General features: G+C 57.7%; 22 protein-coding genes. 2 read left to right on the top strand and 20 right to left on the bottom strand.

Going from position 1 to position 26605, the window contains the following annotated elements; genetic code table 11:
- Nucleotides 1-357: 357 nt before the first annotated feature.
- The 3 genes from G477_RS0116420 to G477_RS0116410 are packed head-to-tail and all read right to left on the bottom strand — an operon-like array spanning nt 358 to nt 3328.
- On the bottom strand, nt 358-1323 hold the full coding sequence (locus G477_RS0116420; protein WP_026698841.1) for a hypothetical protein: 966 nt from the start codon (nt 1321-1323) through the stop codon (nt 358-360).
- Complete coding sequence (locus tag G477_RS0116415) at nt 1320-2564, bottom strand: glycosyltransferase family 2 protein (protein WP_026698840.1); 1245 nt, start codon at nt 2562-2564, stop codon at nt 1320-1322. The genes G477_RS0116420 and G477_RS0116415 overlap by 4 nt, the downstream gene beginning before the upstream one ends.
- On the bottom strand, nt 2561-3328 hold the full coding sequence (locus G477_RS0116410) for a hypothetical protein (RefSeq protein ID WP_026698839.1): 768 nt from the start codon (nt 3326-3328) through the stop codon (nt 2561-2563). The genes G477_RS0116415 and G477_RS0116410 overlap by 4 nt, the downstream gene beginning before the upstream one ends.
- A 206-nt stretch (nt 3329-3534) precedes the next feature.
- Here G477_RS0116410 and G477_RS0116405 point away from each other — a divergent pair, with 206 nt between their 5' ends.
- Entirely contained in the window at nt 3535-4863 is a 1329-nt protein-coding gene (locus G477_RS0116405) for an FAD-dependent oxidoreductase (protein ID WP_026698838.1), read from the top strand.
- 461 nt (nt 4864-5324) lie between these two features.
- Here G477_RS0116405 and G477_RS20025 read toward each other — a convergent pair whose 3' ends face one another.
- From G477_RS20025 to G477_RS0116355, 8 genes are all read right to left on the bottom strand, one after another.
- The gene (locus G477_RS20025; protein ID WP_035212226.1) at nt 5325-6440 is read right to left on the bottom strand and encodes an MFS transporter; all 1116 of its coding nucleotides are present in this window, start codon (nt 6438-6440) and stop codon (nt 5325-5327) included.
- Nucleotides 6441-6599: 159 nt separating this feature from the next.
- Nucleotides 6600-7229: a thymidine kinase gene (locus tag G477_RS20020; protein WP_051288142.1), complete on the bottom strand. Its 630-nt coding sequence runs from the start codon at nt 7227-7229 to the stop codon at nt 6600-6602.
- Between the two features lie 158 nt (nt 7230-7387).
- Nucleotides 7388-7630, bottom strand: a complete 243-nt coding sequence (locus tag G477_RS0116385) for a type B 50S ribosomal protein L31 (RefSeq protein WP_026698837.1) — start codon at nt 7628-7630, stop codon at nt 7388-7390.
- A gap of 107 nt (nt 7631-7737) precedes the next feature.
- Nucleotides 7738-9021 carry a transcription termination factor Rho gene (gene rho / locus G477_RS0116380; RefSeq protein ID WP_026698836.1) on the bottom strand — a complete coding sequence of 428 codons (1284 nt, stop codon included), beginning with the start codon at nt 9019-9021 and terminating at the stop codon, nt 7738-7740.
- Between the two features lie 465 nt (nt 9022-9486).
- The gene (locus tag G477_RS0116370; protein WP_026698834.1) at nt 9487-10773 is read right to left on the bottom strand and encodes a UDP-N-acetylglucosamine 1-carboxyvinyltransferase; all 1287 of its coding nucleotides are present in this window, start codon (nt 10771-10773) and stop codon (nt 9487-9489) included.
- 160 nt (nt 10774-10933) lie between these two features.
- The gene (fsa, locus tag G477_RS0116365) at nt 10934-11581 is read right to left on the bottom strand and encodes a fructose-6-phosphate aldolase (RefSeq protein WP_026698833.1); all 648 of its coding nucleotides are present in this window, start codon (nt 11579-11581) and stop codon (nt 10934-10936) included.
- Nucleotides 11582-11690: 109 nt separating this feature from the next.
- On the bottom strand, nt 11691-12557 hold the full coding sequence (gene fba, locus G477_RS0116360) for a class II fructose-1,6-bisphosphate aldolase (protein ID WP_026698832.1): 867 nt from the start codon (nt 12555-12557) through the stop codon (nt 11691-11693).
- Nucleotides 12558-12777: 220 nt separating this feature from the next.
- Complete coding sequence (locus G477_RS0116355; RefSeq protein ID WP_026698831.1) at nt 12778-13152, bottom strand: response regulator; 375 nt, start codon at nt 13150-13152, stop codon at nt 12778-12780.
- Between the two features lie 189 nt (nt 13153-13341).
- Here G477_RS0116355 and G477_RS0116350 point away from each other — a divergent pair, with 189 nt between their 5' ends.
- Complete coding sequence (locus G477_RS0116350; RefSeq protein WP_026698830.1) at nt 13342-13854, top strand: DUF2529 family protein; 513 nt, start codon at nt 13342-13344, stop codon at nt 13852-13854.
- A gap of 429 nt (nt 13855-14283) precedes the next feature.
- On the opposite strand, the gene G477_RS0116340 is transcribed toward G477_RS0116350, so the two are convergent.
- The 9 genes from G477_RS0116340 to G477_RS0116300 form a co-directional block, all read right to left on the bottom strand.
- A complete protein-coding gene (locus G477_RS0116340) occupies nt 14284-15891 on the bottom strand; it encodes a CTP synthase (protein WP_026698829.1) in 1608 nt (535 codons plus the stop codon).
- 277 nt (nt 15892-16168) lie between these two features.
- A complete protein-coding gene (gene rpoE, locus G477_RS0116335) occupies nt 16169-16687 on the bottom strand; it encodes a DNA-directed RNA polymerase subunit delta (protein WP_026698828.1) in 519 nt (172 codons plus the stop codon).
- A gap of 137 nt (nt 16688-16824) precedes the next feature.
- Nucleotides 16825-20091, bottom strand: a complete 3267-nt coding sequence (icmF, locus tag G477_RS0116330; protein ID WP_051288140.1) for a fused isobutyryl-CoA mutase/GTPase IcmF — start codon at nt 20089-20091, stop codon at nt 16825-16827.
- On the bottom strand, nt 20088-20735 hold the full coding sequence (locus G477_RS20015; protein WP_051288168.1) for a TetR/AcrR family transcriptional regulator: 648 nt from the start codon (nt 20733-20735) through the stop codon (nt 20088-20090). The genes icmF and G477_RS20015 overlap by 4 nt, the downstream gene beginning before the upstream one ends.
- A 45-nt stretch (nt 20736-20780) precedes the next feature.
- Nucleotides 20781-21716 (bottom strand): methylmalonyl Co-A mutase-associated GTPase MeaB, encoded by a 936-nt coding sequence (meaB, locus tag G477_RS20010; RefSeq protein ID WP_035212225.1) that lies wholly within the window; start codon nt 21714-21716, stop codon nt 20781-20783.
- 12 nt (nt 21717-21728) lie between these two features.
- Entirely contained in the window at nt 21729-22871 is a 1143-nt protein-coding gene (locus G477_RS0116315) for an acyl-CoA dehydrogenase (protein WP_026698826.1), read from the bottom strand.
- Nucleotides 22872-22951: 80 nt separating this feature from the next.
- Nucleotides 22952-24094 (bottom strand): acyl-CoA dehydrogenase, encoded by a 1143-nt coding sequence (locus tag G477_RS0116310; protein WP_026698825.1) that lies wholly within the window; start codon nt 24092-24094, stop codon nt 22952-22954.
- An 11-nt stretch (nt 24095-24105) separates the two neighbouring features.
- Nucleotides 24106-24957 carry a 3-hydroxybutyryl-CoA dehydrogenase gene (locus G477_RS0116305; RefSeq protein ID WP_026698824.1) on the bottom strand — a complete coding sequence of 284 codons (852 nt, stop codon included), beginning with the start codon at nt 24955-24957 and terminating at the stop codon, nt 24106-24108.
- A 63-nt stretch (nt 24958-25020) separates the two neighbouring features.
- Nucleotides 25021-26202, bottom strand: a complete 1182-nt coding sequence (locus G477_RS0116300; protein WP_026698823.1) for an acetyl-CoA C-acetyltransferase — start codon at nt 26200-26202, stop codon at nt 25021-25023.
- Between the last annotated feature and the right edge of the window lie 403 nt (nt 26203-26605).

The following is a 26605-nucleotide window of genomic DNA, read 5'->3' as shown; positions in this document are numbered from 1 at the left end:
AGCAGAAACCTAGAATCCTTCCTTTTGATCAGCCAGCGGAAAGGATTTTCATGAGGCTGGAGGCAAAAGCAGGTCGGTCCGCCGCAGATTTGAGTCGCTTCGGCCTGCGGAGCGGGCGGTCTGACACCGCCGTCGGGTCGCCCGACGGATGTTTTGAGCCACATGGCTGGTTTTGAGCCACTTCGCGACAGTTTTGAGCCGCTCCGATCGGCAATGTCGACGCTCCGCCAGGGTTTTGCGCCGCGACGTCGTCAGCCCTTCATCCACCCAACCCCTTCCCACACAGCGTCCCGAGTGCTTCACTTACTATAGAAAAAGCAGCTCCCCTCAGCTGAGATGGGAGCTGCTTTTGTGTACTTAAGAAGAAGGCGCGTACCAGATGAGGTCGAAGAAATGAACGTCGTCCTTGTCTGCCTGTTCAAACAGCTCCTGCCCTCTCTCGATAAACGCCTCCGCCGTCCGACTGTCGCCGCGTTGTTCCATGTAGGCCGCACCGATGCCGTAGACGGCCATCGATTCATAGTCGACGGAAGGGGTGTGCTCCTGCCGGTCGTATCTTCCGTAAAGCAGCCCGCGCTCCTCCCATTCCTCCTGAACGAATGCAGCAAAAGCGCTCGTATCCACGCCGGCCTCTTCTGCTGCAGAGGCAATGAGAAGCTGATCGATCATGTCTGCTTCATCGGAGGCCGGGGCCAGCTCTTCCTTTTCTGTGTCGTACACTTCATCCCAGAATAGGTTCTCCTGGTTGTACAGCAGTTGAAAAGATCCCTCCATGCCGAGGGCTTCCCATGTTTCATACCGGCCGTATTTCAAATGGAACGTTTCGGATTGTGCCTCGAGCTCCCAGTCATAAAAATCGAGCAGTACGTCTCCGTTTTTTAGATGGCGCTCGAGCGAAGCCTCCAGCTCCTCTGCCAGATCCGTATACGCTGGTTCATCGAAGGCTTCGGCCCCTCTCCGCAGGGCTTCGATCATCCGTTCATCGTCGATCAAGGCGTTGACAGCATCAGCACCGAGCTTCCAGCGGAGGAACGTTTCCCCGCCGCTCCGTTCGATATAGGCTTCCTCCATCCGCTCGACCTGCGCGCGGAAGACGTCTTCTTCGCCCTGTTCTGCCAGCCAGAGCAGATATAGCCCTTCTGATTCTGACAGGAACGTGTCATCTTCGCCGGGATATGCCTGGACGAGCCCTTCCGGCGCATAGCTCTCCTGAATATAGGACAAAAATGATGTGCGGCTGAACCAGTCCTCCTCCCTATTCATGAACCACACCAGTATAACGATCGCTGCGACGGCGAAAATCCCTGCTGCTGCGGTTCTCATACGGCGCGGGACCTCCCTTTGTAGCGGGCGGTTTTATCCCATCCAATTGTCTGACGGAGAAGCATCCGTTTCCAGAGATAGATGCCGCCGCTGCGGAGCAGGAGAAGGATAAACAGCTGCGCGTACGTAAAATACATGACGGCGACGGTGATGACTTTTTTCGGACTGACGTTCTGGTCGAGTACAACGGTACTCAACAGCTGCATGGTGTACACCATGTAGCTCATAAACCAGAACATGAGGATCGGAGCGGCGAACATCGGCGCTGCCAGTCCTGTCAGGCTGATGATGAAACAGACATGCGAGACGAGCAGCAGCACGGCAAAAGCAAAATACATGCTCACATGCTGGAACGCGTGATGGAAGGACCGGGATTTCCACATAGCTTTGTCTCTGAAAATCTTCTCCAGCAGATAGAGGTTCCCGATCAGCCAGCGCGTCCGCTGCTTGATCAAGGCTTTGAGCGTCTCCGGCTCCTGTTCCCACGTTACCGCCTCCGGCACAACCGGAAGCGTCCATCCGGCGGAGGTGAGGCGGATCGTGAGCTCGGCATCTTCGGCCAGTGCGTACAGATCGTAGCCGCCGGCAGCATCCAGGACGTCTTTTTTCAGGAGCATGTTGGTTCCCGCCAGCGATCCGATGCGGAACAGCTGCCACCGGCCGCACTGCATGAGCAGCTGGAAGACTTGAAATTCCAGGGCGATCATGCGGGTAAGCCAGTTCTGTCCCGCGTTCGCGGTGCGGACATAACCGACAGCACCGGCGGCATCCGGGTGCGCGAGTGCCTGTTCCATCAGCCTGGTCACCGCGTGCTCCTCCGGCTGATTATCCGCATCGTAGACGAGAAAGTAGTCCGTATCAATGAGACGCAGCCCATAATTAAGTACGCGCGATTTCCCTTTCGGTTCATGCACGGCAGCCGGAACCGGGATGTGGTGCATCCGCTGGAAGGCATCCGCAAACTGCTGCGCTGTCTCTGCTGTCGTATCTGTTGAATTGTCGTTCAGTACGAACACTTCCAGCCGCCCTGGATAGGTCAGCCGCTGCATGGCCTTCAACGTATCTTCCAACACGAGCCCTTCATTATGCGCCGGTATGAGAATCGATACCGACGGCCATGATTCGATTATCGGAGCCGGCCTTTTTTTCAAGCGGTAGTAGACGCCGGCAATGGTTAAGATGGAATAAAACAGCAGGAGGAGCCAGAAGAACGAAAAGATGATGATCAATAAAAGCGTCATGAGACGTTCTCCTCCTCCTTCTTCATCAACCCTTGCGTGTCCGTCGTGTAGTCGGCTTCGATGGTGAACGGGATCTCCCGATACGCCGAGGTGCTGCGGATTTTTTCCGACAGTCGGCTCCAGACAGCCTCCACACCTTGCTCTTTCGTTCCCGGGAGCAGCAGATAAATCGTGCCGCCCTCTGCTGTTACGAGGTCAAACCGGTTCCGCACCGTTTCCAGCGCCTGCTGGGCGGTTTCTTTCTGCAGAGAGGAACGGATGTCCTTCGGGATCCGCGCACGCTGCTTCAGCGTGACAAGTGCATTCTGCTCACCTTTTCGGACAGCGGCTGTATCAAGGGCTCCCGCCTGATACAAAAACTCTTCCCGTGTTAAGAGAAACGAATCGTCTTCATACTTCTTCCAATGCTTCAGCTCCTGCTTTAAAAAAGTGTTCTCCTCCAGGATATAGCGGATGTCACTGTAGAGCAGCCATACCGTCAGCAGCGTGATGGTAAGCAGGAGGTGATGCAGGATCATCGTGTACTGTTCCGGTCCGGACCATCCCTGTACAAAAGCATAACCGGCCAGGCTGAAGCCATAGCCTAAAATAAGCGTGAGCACCACCGCGAACGGCAGCCTTCCTTTTAAAAACACCATAGACACGACAGCCAGAGATACGAGTCCCGCATGCAGCAGCTCTACTCCTTCTCCGGCGAATGAATGGACAGCTGCTGCCCCGGTCAACAACATCGATAAAAATAGTATGCGCTGCAGACGATTCATCTTCTCTCCTCCTTATCCTTTTCCAGAAAATTGTGACGCCTTTTCCTGTTGATATCATACTCGATATTCAGAAGAAAAAGAGAATTGTGGTACTTCTTCCGATATCTTTCATCTTTTCTCCATATCCGGCGTCCGTTTCCCACAGTACCCAAAAGGGTATACAAAGAGTAGTACCTTTTTACCTATAAAGATGAAGGAGGAGTTGGATGAAGTTTGTGGTTATCGGCGGCGATGCAGCAGGGATGAGTGCCGCGATGCAAGTGTTGTTTAAACATGAGGAGGCAGAGATTACAGTGCTCGAGCGGGGCCCTGTCTATTCCTACGCCCAGTGCGGGCTGCCGTACTATGTCGGCGGCATTGTACCGGAACGCGAGGATCTGATTGCGCGTCCGGTTTCGTTTTTCCGCGAAAAAGGCATCGATGCCCGCGTGCATCATGAAGTGACGCAGGTGGATGCCGAGAAAAAACAAGTGCACGGGACGAATCTCGACAGCGGCGAACGTTTCACTGTCGACTACAACACCCTCCTTGTTGCAAGCGGCGGCAGTCCGAACCGTATTCCCGCAGGTGGAGCCGACTTGAAAGGGATTCACGTGCTGAAGACAATCCCCGACGCAGAAGGCATCATCGAGGATTTTAAAGACAAAGAGCATATTACCGTGATCGGCAGCGGCTATATCGGGCTTGAAGCAGCAGAAAATCTGATCGAAGCCGGGAAAAGCGTGCGGCTTATCAACCGCTCGGCGAAGCTTGGCAGTAACTTCGATCAGTATATTGTGGAAGCGCTGCGTGTAGAAGCAGAAGAACACGGAGTGGAACTGACATTGGAAGAAGAGATTGAAGGGTTTGTCGATGACGGCAGCGGACGTGTCCGGGCGGTCCAGACGAACAAGGGCACGTATCAGACCGACGGCGTCATCGTGGCCATCGGCATTAAGCCGAACACCCACTTTCTGGAGGGAACCGGCATCCAGCTCCACCCGTCCGGCGCCGTGTATGTCGATCCGTACATGCGGACGAACGTGGACAGCATCTGGGCCGCCGGCGACTGTGCAACGCAGTACCACCGGGTGAAAGAAGTGCATGACTACGTGCCGCTCGGAACGCATGCGAACAAACAGGGCCGCATAGCAGGCTCCAACATTGCCGGCGAACGGATGACGTTCCAGGGCATGCTCGGCACAGCCATTTTCCGTTTCTTCACGCTGACGGCCGGCAGAACAGGCCTCAGTACGAAAGAGGCGGATGAAGCCGGCTTTGATTATTCGTGCGAAACGTTCGAGCCGTCGCCGTATGCCGGCTATTTCCCCGGCAGCAAAGCCTTCCGTCTGCAGATGATCAAAGACAACGAAAGCGGGCGGCTGCTCGGGGTGCAGGCCGTCGGTGTGAACGGTGTCGACAAGCGGATTGATACGTCTTCGGTGATGATCTACAACAACATGACCGTAGCCGACATCCAGAATCTAGACATCAGCTACGCTCCGCCGTACAATTCCACCTGGGACCCGATTCAAAAAGGAGCGCGGCGTATGTAAAGCCCGCAGCACGACAGCGGGGCCCCGCTCCCATGCTGCAGCAACGTTTCAAAGCCTGCCAGGTTTCTCCCTGGCAGGCTTTGATTTTTGTGTAAGCGTCAAAGAATACGTACGGAAATCAGGCGCTGTGCCTGCCGCACCGGGCTTTCCGCAGGGCTTGTCTTCAACTCCTTCTTCCCCTCTCCCGGGGAAGAAGGGATTTTCAGACGCTGCTCCTGCGATTACTCGTCGCATGGCAGCCCGTTTGCTCCTGCGATTACTCGTCGCATGGCAGCCCGTTTGCTCCTGCGATTACTCGTCGCAAGAAAACCGCTCGCTGATCCTGAGCCGCGCCTTCTGCTCGGGCACGCCGAAAAACCGTATACCTTTCTCTTTTTTTAGAACAGCGTACGGTCAACCGGCCGCTGACAACGCTTATTCCGGCTTGAACACAAAGGCTTCCTGCATGGCCGGCGCACATGTCAGGCCTGCCTGCGCGTCAGCAGCAGCACGGCCGCAGCTCCGGTAAGAAAAAGCGCTGTCGTCAGAAACGGGAGACCGAGGCCTTCGGTCACGAGGCCGGCTCCTGCCGAACCACTGACGACTCCGAGGGAAAAGCAGGCGTAAAACAGGCCGTAGGCTCTTCCCCGGTCCGCTCCGGACGAGGCGGCGGCTACCATTTGATTCATGGAAGGAAAGATGAAGGCAAAACCGATGCCGTAGATAATCATGGCCGCATACAGGAGCGTGGGCGGTGCGGCGTTCAGTACAACCATGGAAAGCGCAATGATGCCGAGCCCGGAGGTGACCAGATGGAACGGACTCCACCGCTGATACATGCGGTTGAGCGGCGTCACAAAAAAGAGCAGCGCCGTGATGCCGTAGGTGCTCAGAAGCGCACCGGTGACCGCCGTCGACAGGCCGGCATCTTCTGTGCGCAGCGGCAGGGCAAACGCGAGCACCCCGTTGCTGACCATGAGAGCAAAGGCCGTCACGCATGCCTGCACCAGTGCCCGGTTCCGGAACAGGCCGTAAAAGCCGACATCCCGCCCGCGCCGGCTGACGGTTCCGTCCTGCACAAACGCGGAGGCAAGCAGAAACCCGGCAGCGAACAACAAAGATGTCACGTAAAAGACGAGCTCGTATTCGCCGCGCGAGGCAAGGATGCCGCCGATTGCCGGTCCGGTAATCGCAGACAGGCCGATGGCAGCACCGGCATAGGCCATGACCGGCCGGGTTCCGTCTGTACTCCGGTCGCCGACGAGGGCAAAGGCGGCGGGAATCATCAGCCCGCCGGCTGCGCCGTGGAGGAAGCGGACGCCGAGCAGCTGCCAGCCGTTCTCGGCGAGCGGATAGAGCAGCAGAATAGCAGCGACCGCGGCCATTCCTGTCAACAGGACGCGCCGGCGGCCGGCCCGGTCAATCCACATGCCCCCGGCAATATTGCCCGCAATGTTGGTCAAGGAGTACATCGAGACGACCACTCCGGCGAGCGCCGCCGAGGCCCCGAGGCTGACGGCATACGGCGTCATGATCGGCAGCTGGATGAACGTATCAAGAAACACGACGAAAATAAGGACGTACAGCAATCTGGACACAAGCATGCTCCTTCAACGCAGGATGGCTGTCTCTATCGTACCACAGCGTTCCGTCTGCAGGCGGAACGCTGTGGAGGAACCGCCCGGGTCGTCTGCGATCGGACGGCGGAGATCCTTCCGCTTTCTGTTCGACGTAAAAAACCCGCCGCACAAAAGGAGTTATTCCTCTCGGGGGCGGGCGAGGTTGACGGCCGGCACGTGGGTCGTTTTCGGGCGGCCGGGTACTTCATGGCAGTGCCGGCAGCGCGGTTCGTACGATTCCTCCGCGCCGACGAGGATAATCGGATCGTCGTAGGAGGCGGGCCTTCCGTCGATCAGCCGCTGTGTCCGGCTCGCCGGCGAACCGCAGGAGAGACAGATGGCCTGCAGCTTCGTCACCGATTCGGCGAGCGACAGCAGCACCGGCATGCAGCCGAACGGCTCTCCCCGGAAGTCCTGGTCGAGACCGGCACAAATCACGCGCACGTTGTCGTCCGCCAGCGTCTGCACGACGTCGACGACAGCGGGATCAAAAAACTGGATTTCATCAATGGCAACAACCTGGATGCCGTCATCCAGCATCGTGTAAATATCCTCTGCATCGGTGCAGGGATAGGCAAAAACATTCGTCCCGTTATGGGAAACGACTTCCTGTTTACTGTAGCGGTCATCCAGCTGAGGCTTGAACACCTGGATCTTCTGCCGGCCGAAACTGGCACGGCGCACCCGGCGGATCAATTCTTCTGATTTCCCGGAAAACATGCTTCCGCAGACGACTTCAATCCAGCCTTCCTGACGTGTCACGTGCATAGCAGTCGCTCCTCTTCGTTCAGTGATGATGTCTCTGTTGTCTATGATAGTGGGCTGTCCCGGAGGATGCAACCGCACAACGTCGCAGTTACTGCGTAAGGAGGCAAAGAACAGGGCCGCCCCGGCCGAAGCCGGAACGGCCCTGTTTGACAGGATCCTTACATGCCGTATTTCTTTTTAAAACGGTCCACACGTCCGCCTGCATCTGCGAACTTCTGCTTCCCAGTATAGAATGGGTGCGAGTCCGAAGATACTTCCACGTTGATCAGTGGGTACGTGTTTCCGTCTTCCCACTCAATCGTGTTCTCAGTCGATACGGTTGATCCGCTCAGAAAAGAGAAGCCTGAACTAGTATCCTTGAATACAACTTTTCGGTATTCCGGGTGAATTCCCTGCTTCATGTCTGTTCATCTCCTTCCGCCCTGAATCTCTCGAAACAGAGTAAGCTCTGTGTCATCTTCACACATAGAAAGAGTATATCAACTTCATCCGGAGATTGCAATACGTATTACGATTCTTTCCCGTTGGACGGACGGCGGTTCTGCTTTCCTTTTTCGAAGGACTCGAAGAACTCCTCGTTTGTCTTCGTATCTTTGACTTTCTTTATGAACTTCTCCATGTAATCCGGCTGTTCATTGAGGGTGCGGCGCATCGCCCAGAGGTTCTCGATCTGATCTTTCGGCAGCAGCAGATCCTCCCGGCGTGTGCTGGACCGGCGGATGTCGATGGCCGGATAGACCCGGCGCTCCGCAAGCTTGCGGTCGAGATGGAGCTCCATGTTGCCGGTCCCTTTGAATTCTTCATAAATCACATCGTCCATGCGGGAGCCGGTTTCGACAAGCGCCGTCGCCAGAATGGTGAGGCTGCCTCCCTCTTCCATGTTTCTTGCTGCGCCGAAGAAGCGCTTCGGACGGTGAAAGCTGGCCGGGTCGATCCCGCCGGAAAGGGTTCGTCCGCTCGGTGGAACGACGAGGTTGTAGGCACGGGCCAGCCGGGTGATGCTGTCCATGAGGATGACGACGTCTTTTCTCGCCTCCACGAGACGCATCGCACGGTCCAGGACGAGCTCGGCGACTTTGATGTGATTCTCCGGCACTTCATCAAAGGTGGAGCTGACGACTTCGCCTTTGATCGAGCGTTCCATGTCCGTGACTTCCTCGGGCCGTTCGTCGATCAGAAGCACGATGATCTGCATCTCCGGATGGTTCTCAGCAATGCTGTTGGCGACTTCTTTTAAGAGCAGCGTTTTCCCGGCTTTCGGCGGTGCGACGATCAGCCCCCGCTGGCCGAAACCGACCGGCGAGATCATGTCGAGCAGGCGCGAAGCAATCATGCCGGGCTTGTGCTCGAGCGTCATTTTCCGGTCCGGGTAGAGCGGGGTCAGCTGCGGAAAGTGCGGGCGTTCGCTCGCTTTTTCCGGGTCCTCCCCGTTGACGGCTGCTACCTGGAGAAGTCCGTAGTAGCGCTCATTCTCTTTCGGCTTACGCACTTTGCCGGACACGCGGTCGCCGTTCCGGAGGCGGAAGCGGCGGATCTGGGAGGCCGAGATGTAAATATCCTGCGGACTCGGCTTGTACGTGTTGGAGCGGAGGAAGCCGAATCCTTCCGACTGAATGATTTCCAGCACGCCTTCCATGAACATCAAGTCTTCGTTTTCGGCCTGTTTTTTAAAGATAGCAAAGACAAGTTCTTTTTTCGTCAACTGGCTGTAGTACTGCACTTTGTGCTCTTTTGCCAGGTCATAGAGCTCCTTGAGCTTCATTTGTTCGAGCTCGATTAATGTTTTCCCCATGTTGTCACCTTACCTTTATAGATTGGTGGCACGCAGACGTCCTTGTACGGCGCAGAGCTGCAGGAAGCTGCGGATCTGCGCCGCACAAGGACACGGCCGTTGATATACTGATGCTTGCTGGGATAATGGATGTGAGGTTTCCGGGGCGGCTGCTGGATGCGGCATGCAGCGGATGGAAACCCGTTTTATTCAAGCATATTCCGCTCGGAGGCGCAAGGGTTTTCCGGCACGGCCGTTTCTCGCAGGACGAGAACGCCGGTGCTGCCTGCTGCCCGGATCGAAGCTCGCCTCCGCGCGCATGCCGGTGGGAGAGCGTTCTCCGCTTCTGTTTTGGAGCAGAGCAGCGTCCCTGTGTAGAGCTTTTGCTCTGCTCCTGTACGCACGGGCAGGTAGAAGCGCCGCGCCGTCTAAGGCCGGCGCCGGTGACGACCGGATGACGAGATCCAGCTTCTTATCGAGGTGATGTTACGCATTTTCGATTTCTGCGGCCTCTTCTTCGGTGAGCGGTTCGCGTCGGATGACACCGCCGAGCGAGGTGATTTTCTCTTCGAGCGCAGCGTAGCCGCGGTCGATGTGATAAATATCCGTGATCTCCGTCGTTCCGGAGGCGGTGAGGCCGGCGGCTACGAGGGCTGCTCCCGCGCGCAGATCGGTCGCGCGTACTCTTGCGCCCTGCAGTACCGTCGGCCCGTTCACCATGGCAGAACGTCCATCCACCTTGATGTCGGCCCCCATCCGGCGCAGTTCATCGGTATGTTTGAAACGGGCATGGTAGATCGTGTCGGTGATCATGCTCGTTCCTTCCGCCTGGGTCAGCAGCGTCGTTATCGGCTGCTGCAGGTCGGTGGCAAAGCCGGGGTAGACAAGCGTTTTGATGTCCACCGGGCGCAGCGGACCTCCGCGTCGGACACGCACCGATTCATCGCCGGTGTCTACCTGCAGGCCTGCCTCCCTCAGCTTCGAACTGAGCGATTCGAGATGGAGCGGAATCACCGGCCGGATCGTGACGTCTCCTCCGGCTGCTCCTGCAAAAATCATGTAGGATCCGGCTTCGATCCGGTCCGGTATGATCGCGTGGCGGCAGCCGTGCAGCTTCTCCACGCCTTCGATCCGGATGACGTTCGTTCCCGCTCCTTTGATGTCTGCACCCATGTTGGATAACAGCGTCGCAGCATCAATGATTTCCGGTTCTTTCGCTGCGTTCTCTATGACGGTTTTCCCTTCCGCCATGACAGCGGCAAACATGATGTTGATCGTGGCGCCGACGCTGACCACATCGAGGTAGATCCGTGCGCCGGTCAGCTTTTCCGCCTGCAGATAAATGGCCCCCTGCTCGTTCGTGACTTTCGCCCCGAGCGCCTGAAAGCCTTTGATGTGCTGGTCAATCGGGCGAGGGCCGAGGCTGCAGCCGCCCGGCAGACCGATCACGGCCTTCTTGAACCTTCCGAGCATCGCTCCCATCATGTAATACGAAGCGCGCAGCTTTTTCACTTTCCCGTTCGGAAGGGGCATGGCAAACATCTCCCCCGGGTCGACGGTCAGCTCCCCTTCTCCGGCTGTCGTCACAGCTCCTGCTTCTTCCAGCAGGTCAGCAAGGATTTCGACATCAGAGATATCGGGAAGATTTTCAATTGTTACGGGAGAAGACGCAAGGACAGCGGCTGGAATCAGCGCTACTGCGCTGTTTTTGGCCCCGCTGACGGCAATCTCTCCTTCGAGCGGATGTCCGCCTTCGATGATCAGTTTTTCCATAGGCTGCTTCCCTTCCTTGCATGAGAATGTTGATATGAGTGGAGCGCTGGGGCAGCCGGATCCCGGTGATCCAGCTGCTCCCGGGGAGTGGGGCAGGTACCGACGTCATGCAGCTGCCCTGCGGAAGTCTTGTTGATGGTCGTGAAGCGGCATGATTGTATCAGGACTGTGTCTTCTTCCAGTCGGCGAGGAATTTCTCCAGTCCGATATCTGTAAGCGGGTGGGACGCGAGCTGTCCGATGACTTTCCAAGGGATCGTTGCAATGTGTGCGCCGCGCAGAGCAGCCTCTGTGACGTGAATCGGGTGGCGGATCGACGCTGCAATGATCTCTGTGTCAATCCCGTGGATGTCGAAGAGCTCGGAAATGCTGCTGATCAGATCGAGCCCGTCCTGTCCAATGTCATCCAGTCTGCCGAGGAACGGAGACACATAGGACGCGCCGGCTCTTGCAGCAAGCAGCGCCTGGTTGGTGGAGAAGACGAGCGTGACGTTCGTGGCAATGCCGGATTCGCTGAACACCCGCACCGCTTTGAGTCCTTCCATCGTCATCGGTACTTTGACCGTAATGTTGGGAGCAATCGCAGCGAGTTCTTTTCCTTCTTTGATCATCCCTTCGGCGTCCGTGGCGATGACTTCGGCGCTGACCGATTCTTCCTGGACTACCGCCGTGATCTCACGGAGTCTGGTGTGGAAATCCACGCCTTCTTTTGCGACGAGCGACGGGTTCGTCGTCACTCCGCCGAGAATCCCGAGTTCCTGTACCTGCTTAATTTCATCTACACTGGCTGAATCAATGAAAAACTTCATCGTGTATTCAGGCCTCCTACCGTTGTCAGATTTGTTAACGCTTTCGAAACAAGTGGCAGAGAGAGCCGGTACTGGTAGGCACCGGCTGTTCCTCCGCTGCGGCTGCTGCTTACTTTGCTTGTCCGGAAGAGCCGAACTCGCGCATTTTGCCGATAACGGTTTCTTTGATCGCTTCACGAGCAGGTCCGAGATATTTACGAGGGTCGATCATATCCGGGTTGTCGTTGAGCACTTCGCGTACTTTCGCAGCGGAAGCAATCTGGTTTTCTGTGTTCACGTTGATCTTCGCTGTGCCGAAGGAGATCGCCTTCTTGATATCCTTCGTCGGGATGCCGGTACCACCGTGAAGAACGAGCGGTACTTCCGTCATTTTCGAGATCTCTTCCATGCGGTCAAAGCCGAGGTTCGGTTCGCCTTTGTAAGGACCGTGAACAGAACCGAGCGCCGGTGCGAAGCAGTCTACCTGCGTCTCGCGGATAAGCTGGTCACATTCAGCCGGGATCGCGTATGCTGCTTCAGCGTCATCCACGATGATGTCATCTTCCTGTCCGCCGATACGGCCGAGCTCTGCTTCCACAGAAACACCGTTCAGATGAGCGACTTCAACGACTTTGCTGGTAAGAGCGATGTTCTGCTCGAGCGGGTAGTGCGAGCCGTCGATCATGACAGAAGTGAATCCAGCGTAGATCGCTTCCATGCATTTTTCGAAGCTGGAGCCGTGGTCGAGGTGGATTGCTACCGGTACCGTCGTGCCGTAGCTTTCCATCAGGCCTTTCACAATAGCCACAACGGATTTGAATCCGCCCATGTATTTCGCTGCCCCTTCAGAGACACCGAGGATGACCGGAGACTTTTCTTCCTCCGCTGCCTGCAGGATGGCCTGCGTGAACTCCATGTTGTTCAGGTTAAACTGGCCCACCCCGTAGGAATTGGCTTTTGCGGTCTCCAACATTTCTTTCATTGATACTAAAGGCATTCTGTAAGATCCCCCTTCAAAAATGTATGCGTACAAGATTCGTTCACCGACCTGCCGTCCACACAAAAACATACAAACGCCCATGATGATGTCATCACGCGCCCGTTTGTATGTTTCGGACGTTGGTGGAGCGCCTTCGTCAGGTGAACTCACATCGCCATTATAGCATACTCGCCTGCTGTTTCACGGGCATTTTCATGAGAAATTCCAGCGGCAGCGCTTACATTTCCTCTTTTTCATCAAAAAATGTGCGGATACGGCTGCGCACCGTATCGATATCAAACGGTTTGGAAAAGTGCTCCACCGCCCCGAGCGATTTCGCTTCCTTGATCAACTCCATTTCCCCATAGGCCGTCATCAGAAAGACGTCCGTCTGCATCTGACGCCGCCGCATCTCCCGCAGAATTTCAATGCCGTCCATGCCGGGGATTTTCATATCAAGCAGCACCAGATCCGGATGCTCGGACTCGAGAATCTCCAGCGCCGTCCAGCCGTTCGCCGCCTCGTGCGTGACGTATCCATCTTTTTCGAACACTTCTTTGAGCAGTACCCGGATCCCGAACTGATCATCGACTACAAGCAGTTTTTCACCCATCACGTGTCCTTCCTTTGTCCCGTTTGTATTACCGGCAGTGTGCCGCCGGTCCTGCAGAGACGTCCTGTTCCTACCATCATAAGGAAAATTTTGTGCTTTTTCAACGATTTTTGTTCGACACCTTTCTCCACTCTGCCTTGCCGACAGGCAGAAATTCTGCTTCAATAGGCGTGAAGGACGGTGACAGTCATGAAAAAAATATTCAATACCCAGTTTTCCAACGTGCTGAAGCAGCAGGAAGGACAGGACGATGTACTCGAAGACGCAGCGCGCATCACGTCGATGTGCCTGTTCGGCGCAGGCAGCCTGTACGTGGCAGCCTCCCCGGCTCTCGGCGGCATCGTCTCCCAGGCCGTCCACGGAGCCGATGCCTTGGACGGATGCGAACGACTGATGGACGATACGGAGCTGACCGCGCAGGACGCCGTGTGGATATTCGCTGAATCGCCTGCGCACGTCCACGACGAACTGCTGCGCGCCGCAGATGCCGGCGCCGGCATCATCCTGGTCATTCCGGAAAAAACGGACGATCCTCTCTGCAGCCGCGCGTCGGCCCTGCTGGAAACGAAAGTGACCCGGCCGCTGATTCCGAAAGAAGACGGCAGCCGCTTCGGCGAACCGCACCTCCTCGCCGCGCTCCATGTCTACTACGACCTGTTCTTCCTCATGGATGAGTTCCAGGAGGAGTTTGATGAAGAGTAACAACGAAAAAATAATCCCGGTCAGCATTTGGGTCACGCTGCCTTCCTGCTGGGCATAGGAAGGCAGCGTGAAGATCATCCAGGACGAAAGGAAGGGACAGCGGAAGGGTTTCTCCGCGGCAAGCGGTGAAAAAGGAGCCGCAGGCGTCCTTTTTCTATCAACACCAGCCTTTAACAGAGCTTTAATTATAGAACCGTTTTTTGAGACGCTCAGCGGAAGCCGTGCCCGCGGCAGGCGATTGTAACTCTTCTCATACAGAAAGCCCTCACCGACATGGTAAGGGCTTCTTTCTATTTTGGTTTTTCCCAGCCTGAAACCCTGATGCCATCCGGCACCGAGGTTTTGCTTGTTGAAACGGGTAGGAAGCATCGTGCTCTGCGCTTCTCCTACGGCACGCCTCCTCTATTTTGTGCGGCGGTTCCCGTAGATTTACTGCTGCATCTGTTCGTCCACAGCCTGGATGAATGCTTCAAACAGCGGCTGCGGGCGTGTCGGGCGGGAAACGAATTCCGGATGGAACTGGGAGGCAATGAAGAACGGATGATCGCTCAGTTCGATGATTTCGACCAGGCGGCCGTCCGGACTCAAGCCCGAGAACGTGAATCCTTTCGCTTCCATTTCCTCTCGGTATTTGTTGTTGAATTCGTACCGGTGCCGGTGACGCTCGTAGATCACCGGCTGCTCGTCGTACGCAGCGTAGGCCCGGGTGCCTTCTTTCAGGCGGCATGGGTAGACCCCGAGACGGAGCGTGCCGCCGAGGTCTTCGACGTCTTTCTGCTCCGGGAGCAGGTCGATCACCGGTGCGGTCGTGGACGGATTCAGTTCAGCGGAGTGGGCGTCCTTGTAGCCGAGCACGTTACGGGCAAATTCCACGGACGCCAGCTGCATGCCGAGGCAGATGCCGAGGAACGGCACGTTGTTTTCACGGGCGTATTCGATGGCGGCAATTTTCCCTTCGATGCCGCGGTCGCCGAATCCTCCCGGCACGAGAATTCCATCGGCGTCCTTGACGAGTTCCGCAATGTTGCTGCGGCCGGCTTCCTCGGAGCTGACCCACTTGATATTGACGTCGGCATCGACCGGAAAACCGGCGTGCTTCAACGCCTCTGCTACGGAGAGATACGCGTCCGGAAGCTCAACGTATTTTCCGACAAGGGCGATCGTGATCGTCTTGGACAGGTTCTGCACCCGGTCGACGAGCGCGAGCCATTCTTCCATATCTGCTTCCCTGCAGTCGAGGTTCAAGTGGTTGCAGACGAACTGGTCCAGCTTCTGCTTCTGCAGGTCGAGCGGCACCTGATAGAGCGTATCGGCGTCGCGCGCTTCAATGACGGCACGCTTATCGATGTCACAGAAGAGGGCAATTTTGTCCTTCATGTCCTCCGGCACCGGACGCTCGGTACGGACGACGATGACGTTCGGCTGGATGCCGAGGCTGCGCAGCTCTTTAACGCTGTGCTGGGTCGGCTTGGATTTCATTTCGCCGGCGGCGCCGAGGAACGGGATGAGCGTACAGTGGATGTAGAGCACGTTGTCTGGGCCGACGTCGCTTTTCATCTGACGGATCGCTTCCAGAAAAGGCAGGCTCTCGATATCGCCGACGGTCCCGCCGATTTCCGTGATAACGACATCCGGATTGCCGTCGGAAGCCGCCTGCTTGATGCGGTCCTTGATTTCATTCGTGATATGCGGAATCACCTGCACGGTGCCGCCGAGGTAGTCGCCACGGCGCTCTTTTTTCAGCACGGAGGAATACACTTTCCCTGTCGTCACGTTGCTGTATTTGCCGAGATTGATGTCGATGAAACGCTCGTAGTGCCCGAGGTCGAGGTCGGTTTCCGCCCCGTCGTTGGTGACGAACACTTCGCCGTGCTGATATGGGCTCATCGTGCCAGGGTCGACGTTGATGTACGGGTCGAACTTCTGGATGGTTACTTTTTTGCCTCGGTTTTTCAGCAGGCGCCCGAGCGAGGCTGCTGTAATTCCTTTTCCAAGCGACGAAACGACACCGCCGGTTACGAAAATATATTTAGTCATGTATACCGCTCCTTTTTGGGCCGGCGGCCGGGAGTCCCCGCCGGTCGTAGGTTTTTTAACAGGATGTGAAGCCGTGCGATGTCATCGATCAAGACGGTGGCTCCGGCTGGCGGGAAGGAGGTATAAGTCGTCCGTCCCATTGGGCGCTGATGCTGCTCCAATAAAAAAAGCGCCCCCTCGGTTCTGAGGGGGCGCTGGATTCATCCATTCTGCTGCTCCGTTTTTTAGGGAGCCCAGACTAGATTTTATAAGCGCCCTCGGAAAAAGTCAAGAACTGTTATGTTGACTTACTGCTGTCTTCGTCTTCGTCGCTGTCTTCGTCCTCGTCTTCGTCGGTTGTTTCTTTCTCTTCCCCGTCGATTGCTTCTTCGTCGAGCTCGTCAAAGTCCGTGTCTTCTTCGTTGGCGAGTTCATCGAGTTCATCCTCGATGTCTTCAAACTCATCGTACTCTTCCAGCTCATCGTCGAAGCCTTCCGCGTTCTCTGCTTTCGCTGCCCGGCGTTTCTTCGGCATTGTCTGGGAGAGTTCTTCTTCTGTCTGTTCAAACGGGTACCAGGAGCGAAGCGCCCAGCGGTTGTCCCCGAGGTTGACGAAACGCCCATCGAGCGACATCTGCGTGTACAGGTGCGCGATCCGTTCTTCTGTACGTTTGTCCGAGAGTCCCTGCATTTCCGCCACGCGGTTGATCAGGACCTTGTAATCCTCCGGCTGATCATGCTCTCTCAGCAGTTCAAATGTAATATCAATCATGGCCGCTTCCTGCAGCTGCTCCTGCGTTAAATCCTTCAGACCCATGTCCGGCACACCCTTTCTTGTTCATCCTCTATTTCATTACGCCGAGTCAGCGTAAGATACGGGTAAAATCATACCTTCCATTATAAACACACAGGCCGTCATTTTTCCAGCATGAAACGCAAATTTCAGCTGCCGTTTTACAAGTTGCGCCGGTACTGCCCTCCGACTTCGTAAAGCGCGCCGGTAATCTGGCCGAGACTCGCGGCGCGGACGGTGTGCATCAGCTCTTCAAAAATGTTGCCCCCGGAAAGCGCGGTCTGCTTCAACTGCTGGAGCGCGTCTTCGGCTTCGGCTGCATGGCGTTCCTGAAAACGGCGGAGTCCGTCGATCTGGCTGTCTTTCTCCTCTTCCGATGCCCGGGCGAGTTCCATGTCGAAATCGTCTTCGGACGGCGGATTCGGGTTGAGGTACGTGTTGACTCCGACGATCGGCAGCTCTCCGTTATGCTTTTTCGTCTCATACAGCAGCGACTCTTCCTGGATGCGTCCGCGCTGATACTGGGTCTCCATCGCGCCGAGCACGCCGCCGCGGTCGCTCATCCGCTCCATTTCAAGCAGCACAGCTTCTTCGACCAGATCGGTGAGCTCTTCGATAATGAAGGCGCCCTGCTGGGAATTCTCGTTTTTCGCGAGGCCCATCTCCTTCGTGATGATCATCTGGATCGCCATCGCCCGACGGACGCTTTCCTCGGTCGGCGTCGTGACGGCTTCGTCGTAGGCGTTCGTGTGCAGCGAGTTGCAGTTGTCGTAGATCGCCATCAGCGCCTGGAGCGTCGTCCGGATGTCATTGAAATCGACTTCCTGCGCGTGCAGGGAGCGGCCGGACGTCTGAATGTGATACTTCAGCTTTTGGCTGCGTTCGCCGGCCCCGTATTTCTCCCGCATCGCTGCTGCCCAGATGCGGCGGGCGACGCGCCCGATAACGGCATATTCCGGATCGAGCCCGTTGCTGAAGAAAAACGAGAGGTTCCCGGCGAAGTCATCGATGTCCATCCCCCGGCTCAAATAATACTCCACGTACGTGAATCCGTTGGCGAGCGTAAACGCCAGCTGGCTGATCGGATTCGCCCCGGCTTCCGCGATGTGGTAGCCGCTGATCGACACGGAGTAATAATTGCGCACGTGATGGTCGATGAAGTACTGCTGGATGTCGCCCATCATGCGGAGGGCGAATTCGGTGGAGAAGATGCACGTATTCTGCCCCTGATCTTCTTTTAAGATGTCCGCCTGGACGGTGCCGCGGACGACCTGCTGGGTCTGTTCCGCGATCTCGAGACGTTCTTTCTCCTCCGGCTCTCTGCCGTGTTCTTCCCGGAAACGATCGACCTGCTGATCAATCGCCGTATTCATAAACATGGCGAGAATGATCGGCGCCGGGCCGTTGATCGTCATCGACACCGACGTGGACGGCGCGGTCAAATCGAAGCCTTCGTACAGTTTTTTCATGTCATCGAGCGTGCAGATGCTGACGCCGGACTCGCCGATTTTCCCGTAAATGTCCGGGCGTCGGTCCGGATCTTCACCGTAGAGCGTGACGGAGTCGAAAGCAGTACTGAGCCGCTTCGCGTCGTCTCCTTCCGACAAGTAGTGGAAGCGCCGGTTCGTCCGGGCAGGAGTCCCCTCTCCGGCAAACTGCCGCTTCGGATCTTCCCCTTTCCGTTTGAATGGAAACACGCCGGCCGTGTACGGGAAGCGCCCCGGCACGTTTTCGCTCCGCACCCAGCGGACGATCTCGCCGTAGTCGCGGAACGACGGCAGAGCCACCTTCGGGATGCGCAGGCCGGACAGCGTCGTTGTCTGCAGCTCGGTCGTCATGTCTTTCCCGCGGATCGTTGTCGTGAATGTATCCTGCTTGTAGGACGCCTTCAGCTCTTCCCACGTCCGGATCGTCTCCTGTACTTCCGGCAGCAGGGATGCTTCCAGCTCTTCTTTGATGCTGTGGAGGCGGTCGACGGGCGTGCCGTCCTTCTCCAGCAGCTCCATCGTTCCTTCCACCTGGAACAGGCGCCGGGCCTGCTCGGACTGTGTCTCTGTCTCTTCATGGTAGCGGCGGATTGTCGACGCGATGTCGCGGAGATAGTGGATCCGCTCCGAAGGGATGACGGCGTTGCGCAGCTGAATTTCCTCGCCCTGCCCAAGCGTCGTGTCCCACTCCGTGCCGCAGATGCGGTTGACGGTGCCGATCAGTTCATAAAACAGCCGGTTCATCCCCGGGTCGTTGAACTGGCTCGCAACCGTCCCGTATACCGGCATCACCGCTGGATCGTCGTGGAACCGTTCGCGGCTGCGCTGGAACTGTTTGCGCACTTCGCGCCGGGCATCTTCGGATCCTTTGCGGTCGAACTTGTTGATGGCGATGATATCGGCGAAATCAATCATGTCGATCTTTTCCAGCTGGGACGGCGCTCCGAATTCACTCGTCATGACGTACATCGACACGTCCGCCACCTCGGTGACGGCCGCATCTCCCTGACCGATGCCGCTCGTCTCGACGATAATCAAGTCGAAGCCGGCCGAGCGGAGAACAGGAATCGCTTCTTCCACGGCTTTGGAAAGCTCCAGCCGGCTGTCGCGCGTCGCAAGCGAGCGCATGTAGATGCGGCTGTCGTGAATCGCATTCATCCGGATGCGGTCGCCGAGCAGCGCCCCGCCGGTCTTTTTCTTCGTCGGATCGACGGAGAGAATCGCCGCCGTTTTCTCGGGAAACGCCCGCAGCCAGCGGCGGATGAGCTCATCGGTCAACGAGCTTTTCCCGGCGCCGCCGGTACCGGTAATGCCGAGCACCGGTGCTTCTCCGGCTGGTGGCAGCTGTCCGAGCAGCGATGCCTCCGCATCCGGGAGCGGCAGGCCGAACGCTTTTTTCTCCGCTGTGGAAATCAGCTTCGCGAGTGTCCGGTCGTCCTTCTCCTGCAGCCGGCCGGGGTCTACTGCCTCGAGCGGGGTCTCAAAATCACACGACTCCACCATGAAATCGATCATCCCCTGCAGGCCGAGCTCCCGTCCGTCGTCAGGCGAGAAAATACGACGGATGCCGTAGTCGTGCAGCTGGCGGATCTCCGCCGGAATGATGACGCCGCCACCGCCGCCGAAGAGCTGGATGTGTCCCGCCCCCAGCCGCTGCAGCTCGTCATACAGGTACTGGAAATAGTCGACGTGACCTCCCTGATAGGATGAAATGGCAATCCCCTGGACATCCTCCTGAATCGCCGCCTGGACGATCTCTCCAACAGAACGGTTATGCCCGAGGTGAATCACTTCGGCACCGCTGGACTGGAGCATCCGGCGCATGATGTTGATGGAGGCGTCGTGGCCGTCGAACAGGCTGGACGCCGTGACGAATCGGACCGCATGCACCGGTTCGTAGCGTTCGCTGCCGGTGCGGGTCACTTCAGATGCAGTTTTCATCGTGTTTCCTCCTCCTGCCTTCTGTCAGCACCGAAGCCGTAGAGCAGCTGGCGGAGCTGGAAGGTCGTGTAGTCGTCAATCGTGTAATGCTTTTGGACAGCCCAGCGCCTGAACGTCCACATCTGTCCGGCAACAAGAATGTTATGCGCGGCAAGCGGCATTTCTTCCGGCGTCAGCGCAATCCACCGTTCTGCGGCTGCCCGGATCAGCTCCTGTTCAAACACTTCCTGCATGCGGATTTCCTTTTCCAGCACGTAATGCAGCGCATCACCGGAGAGGGATTTCGTCTCCTGATACATGACGAGTACTTCGTCCTGCAGATCGTCGACGACGCGGAAATAGGCACGAATCACTTGATCGAGACGCTCCTTTCCTGTCAGGCTGCTGTCGAGCAGCTCATTCCAGCGGGCCGTCACTTCGTCATACACCGCATCACAGACGAGGTAGAGGATATCTTCTTTGGAACCGATGTATTCGTACAGCGTGCCGATGCTGAATCCAGCATAGGCAGCCACCTCCCGCGTTGTCGCTTTATGGTACCCTTTTTCATGAAACGCCCGCACCGCCGCTTTCACAATTTCCGCGCGGCGCTGATCGACGAGCCGCTGGTCTTTGACAATCGTCTGGACTTCTTTTTTCTTCATCCCGTCGGCAGGCATTTTTACAACCGCCTGCCTTCCCCCCTCTCCTTACGTGCTTCTGCCCGACGTGCGCGCCTGATAGGCACGGTACACCGCCTCACTGATGTCGTACGGATCGCCGCTCTGCTTCTGCTGCAGCTGTTCCTGCAGCAGCGGCTCAATATCTGCTTCCACTTGTTCCATGACGCGGCGGCGGACGTCGGCATCGAGCCGGCGCAGGCGCCGTGCTTCTTTTTCCCCGCTGTCACGGATGGCTGCATGATGGGCCTCCAGTGCTTCGACGGCTTCCCCGGCACCGGTCCCATCGGTGGAAATCGTTTCGACGATCCGCCTTGTCACGGGGGCGTTGGTTAAATGAAGCAGATCCTCCAGTTCGCGCCGCAGCTGCGGAACGCCGGGGAGATCCGCTTTATTGATGATGAACACATCGGCAATCTCCATGATGCCGGCTTTAAACGCCTGGATGATGTCGCCGCCGGATGGATACAGCACGAGGGCGACGGTATCTGCCGCCTTCATGATATCTAGCTCGGACTGACCGACCCCGACCGTTTCAATGATGATCCGGTCAAAGCCGCCCGCGTCGAGCAGGCGGACGGTATCCTGGCAGGCTTCGGAGAGTCCGCCGAGACTGCCGCGCGTCCCCATGCTGCGGATAAATACGCCTTGATCGGCATCATGATCGTGCATCCGGATCCGATCACCGAGGAGCGCACCGCCGGAAAACGGGCTCGTCGGATCGACCGCGACGACGGCGACTTTTTCTCCAGCTCCGCGCCAGACGCGCACGAGCCGGTTGACGAGCGAGCTTTTCCCTGCCCCGGGGGAGCCGGTGATCCCGATCACCTGCGCCCGGCCCGTGTAGGGATGCACCTGCTGCATCAGCTCGCGCTGGCCGTCCGCCCGGTCCTCGACCAGCGAAATCGCGCGGCCGAGCGCCCGTTCCTGTCCGCGCAGCAGCCGCTCCAGCTGCTCTTCTTCCATGAAGCGTCCCTCCTATTCGTTCATCAGCATCTTCGAAATCACGACACGCTGAATTTCATTCGTGCCTTCATAAATCTGCGTAATTTTCGCATCGCGCATGTACCGCTCCACGGGATAATCCTTCGTGTAACCGTAGCCGCCGAACACCTGGACCGCTTCCGTCGTCACTTCCATCGCCGAATCCCCGGCGAAGAGCTTCGACATCGCGGACGCCTTCCCGTACGGCACCCCTTCCGATTCTCTCCAGGCCGCCTGATACGTGAGCAGCCGGGAAGCCTCGATCTTCGTCGCCATGTCCGCCAGCTTAAACGCAATCCCCTGCATTTCGCCGATCGGCTTGCCGAACTGCTTCCGCTCCTTCGCGTACGCCGTCGCTGCATCGAGCGCTCCCTGGGCGATGCCTACCGCCTGGGCGGCAATGCCGTTCCGTCCGCCGTCGAGCGTCATCATGGCAATTTTGAAGCCCTGCCCTTCGTCGCCGAGACGATTGAATGCAGGCACGCGCACATCCTCCATGATGATCTCGAGCGTCGGAGAGGAGCGGATCCCGAGTTTCTTCTCCTTTTTCCCCATCGAAAAGCCTTCCATCCCCTTTTCGACAATGAACGCCGTAATTCCTTTATGCCGCTTCTCCGGCTCCGTCAGCGCAAACACGATGTAGTAGTCCGCTTCGCCGCCGTTCGTGATCCACACTTTCGACCCGTTCAGGATGTAGTCGTCCCCGTCCCGGACGGCCGTCGTCTTCATGCCCGCCGCATCACTCCCGGATCCGGGTTCTGACAGCGCATAGGCACCGAGCTTCTTCCCTTCCGCGAGATTCCGGAGGAAATGCTGCTTCTGGTCTTCGGTGCCGAACGAATAGATCGGCCAGCCCGCAAGCGAAATATGTGCAGACAGCGTCACCCCGGTCGATGCACAGACGCGGGACAGCTCCTCCACCGCAATCACGTAGCTCAAATAGTCCGCCCCGATCCCGCCGTACTCCTCCGGCCACGGAATCCCCGTCAGCCCGAGCTCTGCCATCTGATCAAAAATGCCGCGGTCGAACCGCTCCTCTTCATCCCGCTCCGCCGCAGTCGGCTCCACGTCCTTCTGCGCAAAATCCCGCACCGTCTTTCGAATCATGTCCTGCTCATCCGTCAATTGAAAATACATGCTTCACTCATCCCTTCTATGCTGAAAAAATAGTCGCCTTTATCCTGTCATGCATCCGTTCTCCGCTGCGCCCGTGAACGCTATCGGGACAGGAGCTTTTTGCTGATGACGATGCGCTGGATCTCGCTCGTCCCTTCGTAAATCTGCGTCACTTTCGCATCGCGCATGAAGCGCTCGACCGGATAGTCCTTCGTATAGCCGTAGCCGCCGAAAATCTGCACGGCTTCGATCGCTGTCTTCATCGCCGTTTCGGAAGCGTGCAGCTTCGCCATGGACGTCTGCTGTCCACTGCCCGTGCCGCGCTCGTGCATGTCGGCTGCCGAATACGTAAGCAGCTTTGCCGCCTCGACCTGCGAAGCCATATCTGCGAGTTTGAACGCGATCCCCTGCATTTCTCCGATCGGCTTTCCGAACTGCTTCCGCTCTTTCGCATACGCTGTCGCCGCTTCCAGCGCGCCTTCGGCAATGCCGAGCGCCTGGGCGGCGATACCGATCCTGCCGGCGTCGAGATTGGCCATCGCAATTTTGAAGCCCTGTCCTTCTTCGCCGAGGCGGTTGGCCGCGGGCACACGGCAGTCTTCAAACGACAGCGGCGTCGTCACCGAGCCGTGCAGGCCCATCTTCTTCTCCCGCGCCAGCACGTGGAATCCCGGGGTGTCTTTTTCGACAACAAAGGCGCTGATGCCGCGGCTGCCTTTCTCCTGGTCGGTTTTTGCAAACACGATATACGTGTCGGCATAGCCGCCGTTGGTGATCCACATTTTGCTGCCATTAAGGATGTAGTCGTCCCCGTCCCGGACGGCCGTCGTCTTCATCGCAGCCGCATCGCTTCCGGAGCCGGACTCCGACAATGCGAAGGCCCCGAGGTACTCGCCGGAAGCCAGCTTCGGCACCCAGCGCTGCTTCTGTTCCTCCGTCCCGAAATAGAGAATCGGGTACGTGCCGACGGACGTGTGGACGGAGAGGATCACGCCGAGCGCCGCACTGACTTTCGACAGTTCATGGATGGCGGAAATGTAGGAAGTCACGTCCATCCCGGCACCGCCGTAAGCTTCCGGAATCGGGATGCCCATGAGGCCGAGTTCTCCCATCTGCCGGAGCACCTCCTCTGGAAAACGGTCTTCTTCTTCCATAGAGGCCACGGCCGGAGCCGCCCTCTCCTGGGCAAACTGGCGTACCATACGCTGCATCATCTGCTGTTCTTCTGTAAAGGTGAAATTCATAGGTGTGCTCCTTAGTTGTAGAGGTAGAATCCGCGTCCGCTTTTCTTCCCGAGCCAGCCGGCTTTGACGTACTGGCGCAGCAAAGGGCAGGGACGGTATTTATCGTCGCCGAAGCCGTCGTGGAGTGTCTCCATGATGTAGAGGCACGTGTCGAGGCCGATGAAGTCGGCGAGCGTGATCGGTCCCATCGGGTGGTTCATGCCGAGCTTCATGACTTCGTCGACGTCTTCCGGTGAGGAGACGCCTTCGTAGACGGTGAAGATGGCTTCGTTGATCATCGGCATAAGGATCCGGTTCGAGACGAAGCCAGGGAAGTCGCGAACCTCGACGGCGGTTTTGTTCAGCCGGGATGCGAGCGCCGCTGTCGCCTCGTGCGTTGCGTCGGACGTCTGCAGTCCGCGGATCACTTCGACGAGTTTCATCACAGGCACCGGATTCATGAAGTGCATGCCGATCACCTGCTCGGGCCGCCGGGTGACTGCGGCGATTTCCGTAATCGGAAGCGACGATGTATTGGTCGCCAGAATCGCGTGCGCCGGCGTCCGGTCATCAAGCTGCTGGAAGATGTTTTTCTTCACTTCCATGTTTTCGACGGCCGCTTCTATTACCATGTCGACTTCTTCTGCGTTTTTCAGGTCGCTCGACGGGTGGATTTTTCGCAGGATGCGCTCTTTATCTGCATCATTGATCCGCTCCTTCTGTACCTCGCGGTCGAGCCGTTTTCCAATACCTGCCCGCCCGTTTTCCGCCTGCTCTTCCGACACGTCGTGCAGATACACGTCGAGGCCGTGCGAGGCACAGACCTGGGCAATGCCCGCGCCCATCTGCCCCGCGCCGATCACCATTATCTGCTGGATATCCATTGCTGTTTCCTCCTCTATATTCCTACGGCGGAGCTGGTGCCGCGCCGTACGACTCTCGTTCTTTTACGGTGTAACCTCGATCATCACCGCATCGCCCTGTCCGCCGCCCGAACAGATAGCTGCAATGCCGGTTCCGCCACCGCGGCGCTTCAATTCATAGGCGAGCGCAAGAATGATACGTGCTCCGCTTGCCCCGATCGGATGGCCGATGGCGACGGCCCCGCCGTTCACGTTGATTTTGTCCGGATCGAGACCAGCAAGCTGCTCTCCGGCAAGGGAGACGGCGGCGAACGCTTCGTTGATTTCAACGAGATCGATATCTGCCGCCTGCTTCCCCGTTTTCTCGAGAAGCTTGTTGATGACCAGTCCCGGCGTTTTCGGGAAGTTTTCCGGCTCCACTGCCAGCTGCGTGTGCGCCGTGATGACGGCAAGCACGTCTTTGCCTTCTGCTTCTGCTTTCGATTCGGGCATCAGCACCATCGCCGCTGCACCGTCATTGACGCCGGGCGCATTGCCCGCCGTGATGGTTCCATCCTTGCCGAACACCGGCTTCAACCCGGCGAGCTTCTCCAGGGACGTGTCCCCGCGCGGCGCCTCATCCTGTTCGACGCGCAGCGGATCTCCTTTTCGCTGTGGAACGTTAACGGCCGTAATTTCCTCTGTGCGGCCGGCTTCCCTTGCCGCCACTGCCTTCTGATGGCTCCGCACCGACCACTGGTCCTGCGCTTCGCGGGACAGGTTCAGCTCTGCAGCGGTCTTGTTGCCGTAGCCGCCCATGTGACTGCCGGTGAACGAACACGTCAGCCCGTCGTGGACCATCATGTCGTGGAACGTCTGCTCCCCCATTTTCAGCCCGAAGCGTGCCCCTTTGACGAAAAAGGGAGCCTGGCTCATGCTCTCCATGCCGCCGGCAGCGATGACCTGCTGCTCGCCCGCGCGGATGAGGATATCAGCCAGCGTGACGCTCCGCATGCCGGACGCACACACTTTGTTGATGGTCTCTGTCTCTGTCTCCCAAGGAATGCCTGCAGCTGCCATCGCCTGGCGGGAAGGCAGCTGCCCCTGTCCTCCCTGCAGCACGTTCCCCATCAGGACGTGCTGGATCTCTTCCGGCTGTACGCCGCTTCGTTCCATCGCAGCAGTCAGTGCGCTGCCGCCGAGCTGTGCAGCACTGAAACCGGCGAGCGCGCCTCCGAGTTTTCCGAATGGCGTTCGTGCACCTCCGATAATCGCGGTCCGTTCCATATGTATTCCTCCTCTGAAGTAGTTCGAGCGCTGGGTCTGCAGATGGCTTCCGGGGCCCGCAGCCGTGCAGCGGCGGACGGCGACTGAACGTTCGTTCAGCAGCAGGGTAAAAGAAACCGGCCCTCCCGGCCGCAGACAATTGAAGCGCTTTCATACTCTCTATTTTAAAACAATCTGCGCCGTTTGTCTGCCGGTTTTTGAAAAAAAACGTCGGAACGGCTCCAGACGGACGCGCCGCGGCCCAGTACGAGCAGCCGCCTCTCTCTTTCTGCCGGCCGACTGCCTGCAGCGGTTGAAGCGGGTCGCTCCGCCGCAAATTTGGGACGGTCCTGCTGGCAGAGCGGGCGGCCCGGAAGCGCCGGCGGGTCGCCTGCCGATTTTTTTGAGCCACGTGGCTGTTTTT

Source organism: Alkalicoccus chagannorensis DSM 18086, from assembly GCF_000429725.1.
Taxonomy (GTDB): Bacteria; Bacillota; Bacilli; order Bacillales; family Salisediminibacteriaceae; genus Alkalicoccus; species Alkalicoccus chagannorensis.
The sequence above is the reverse complement of the archived record's forward strand: the minus strand, read 5'-3'. Positions and strand labels throughout refer to the sequence as shown.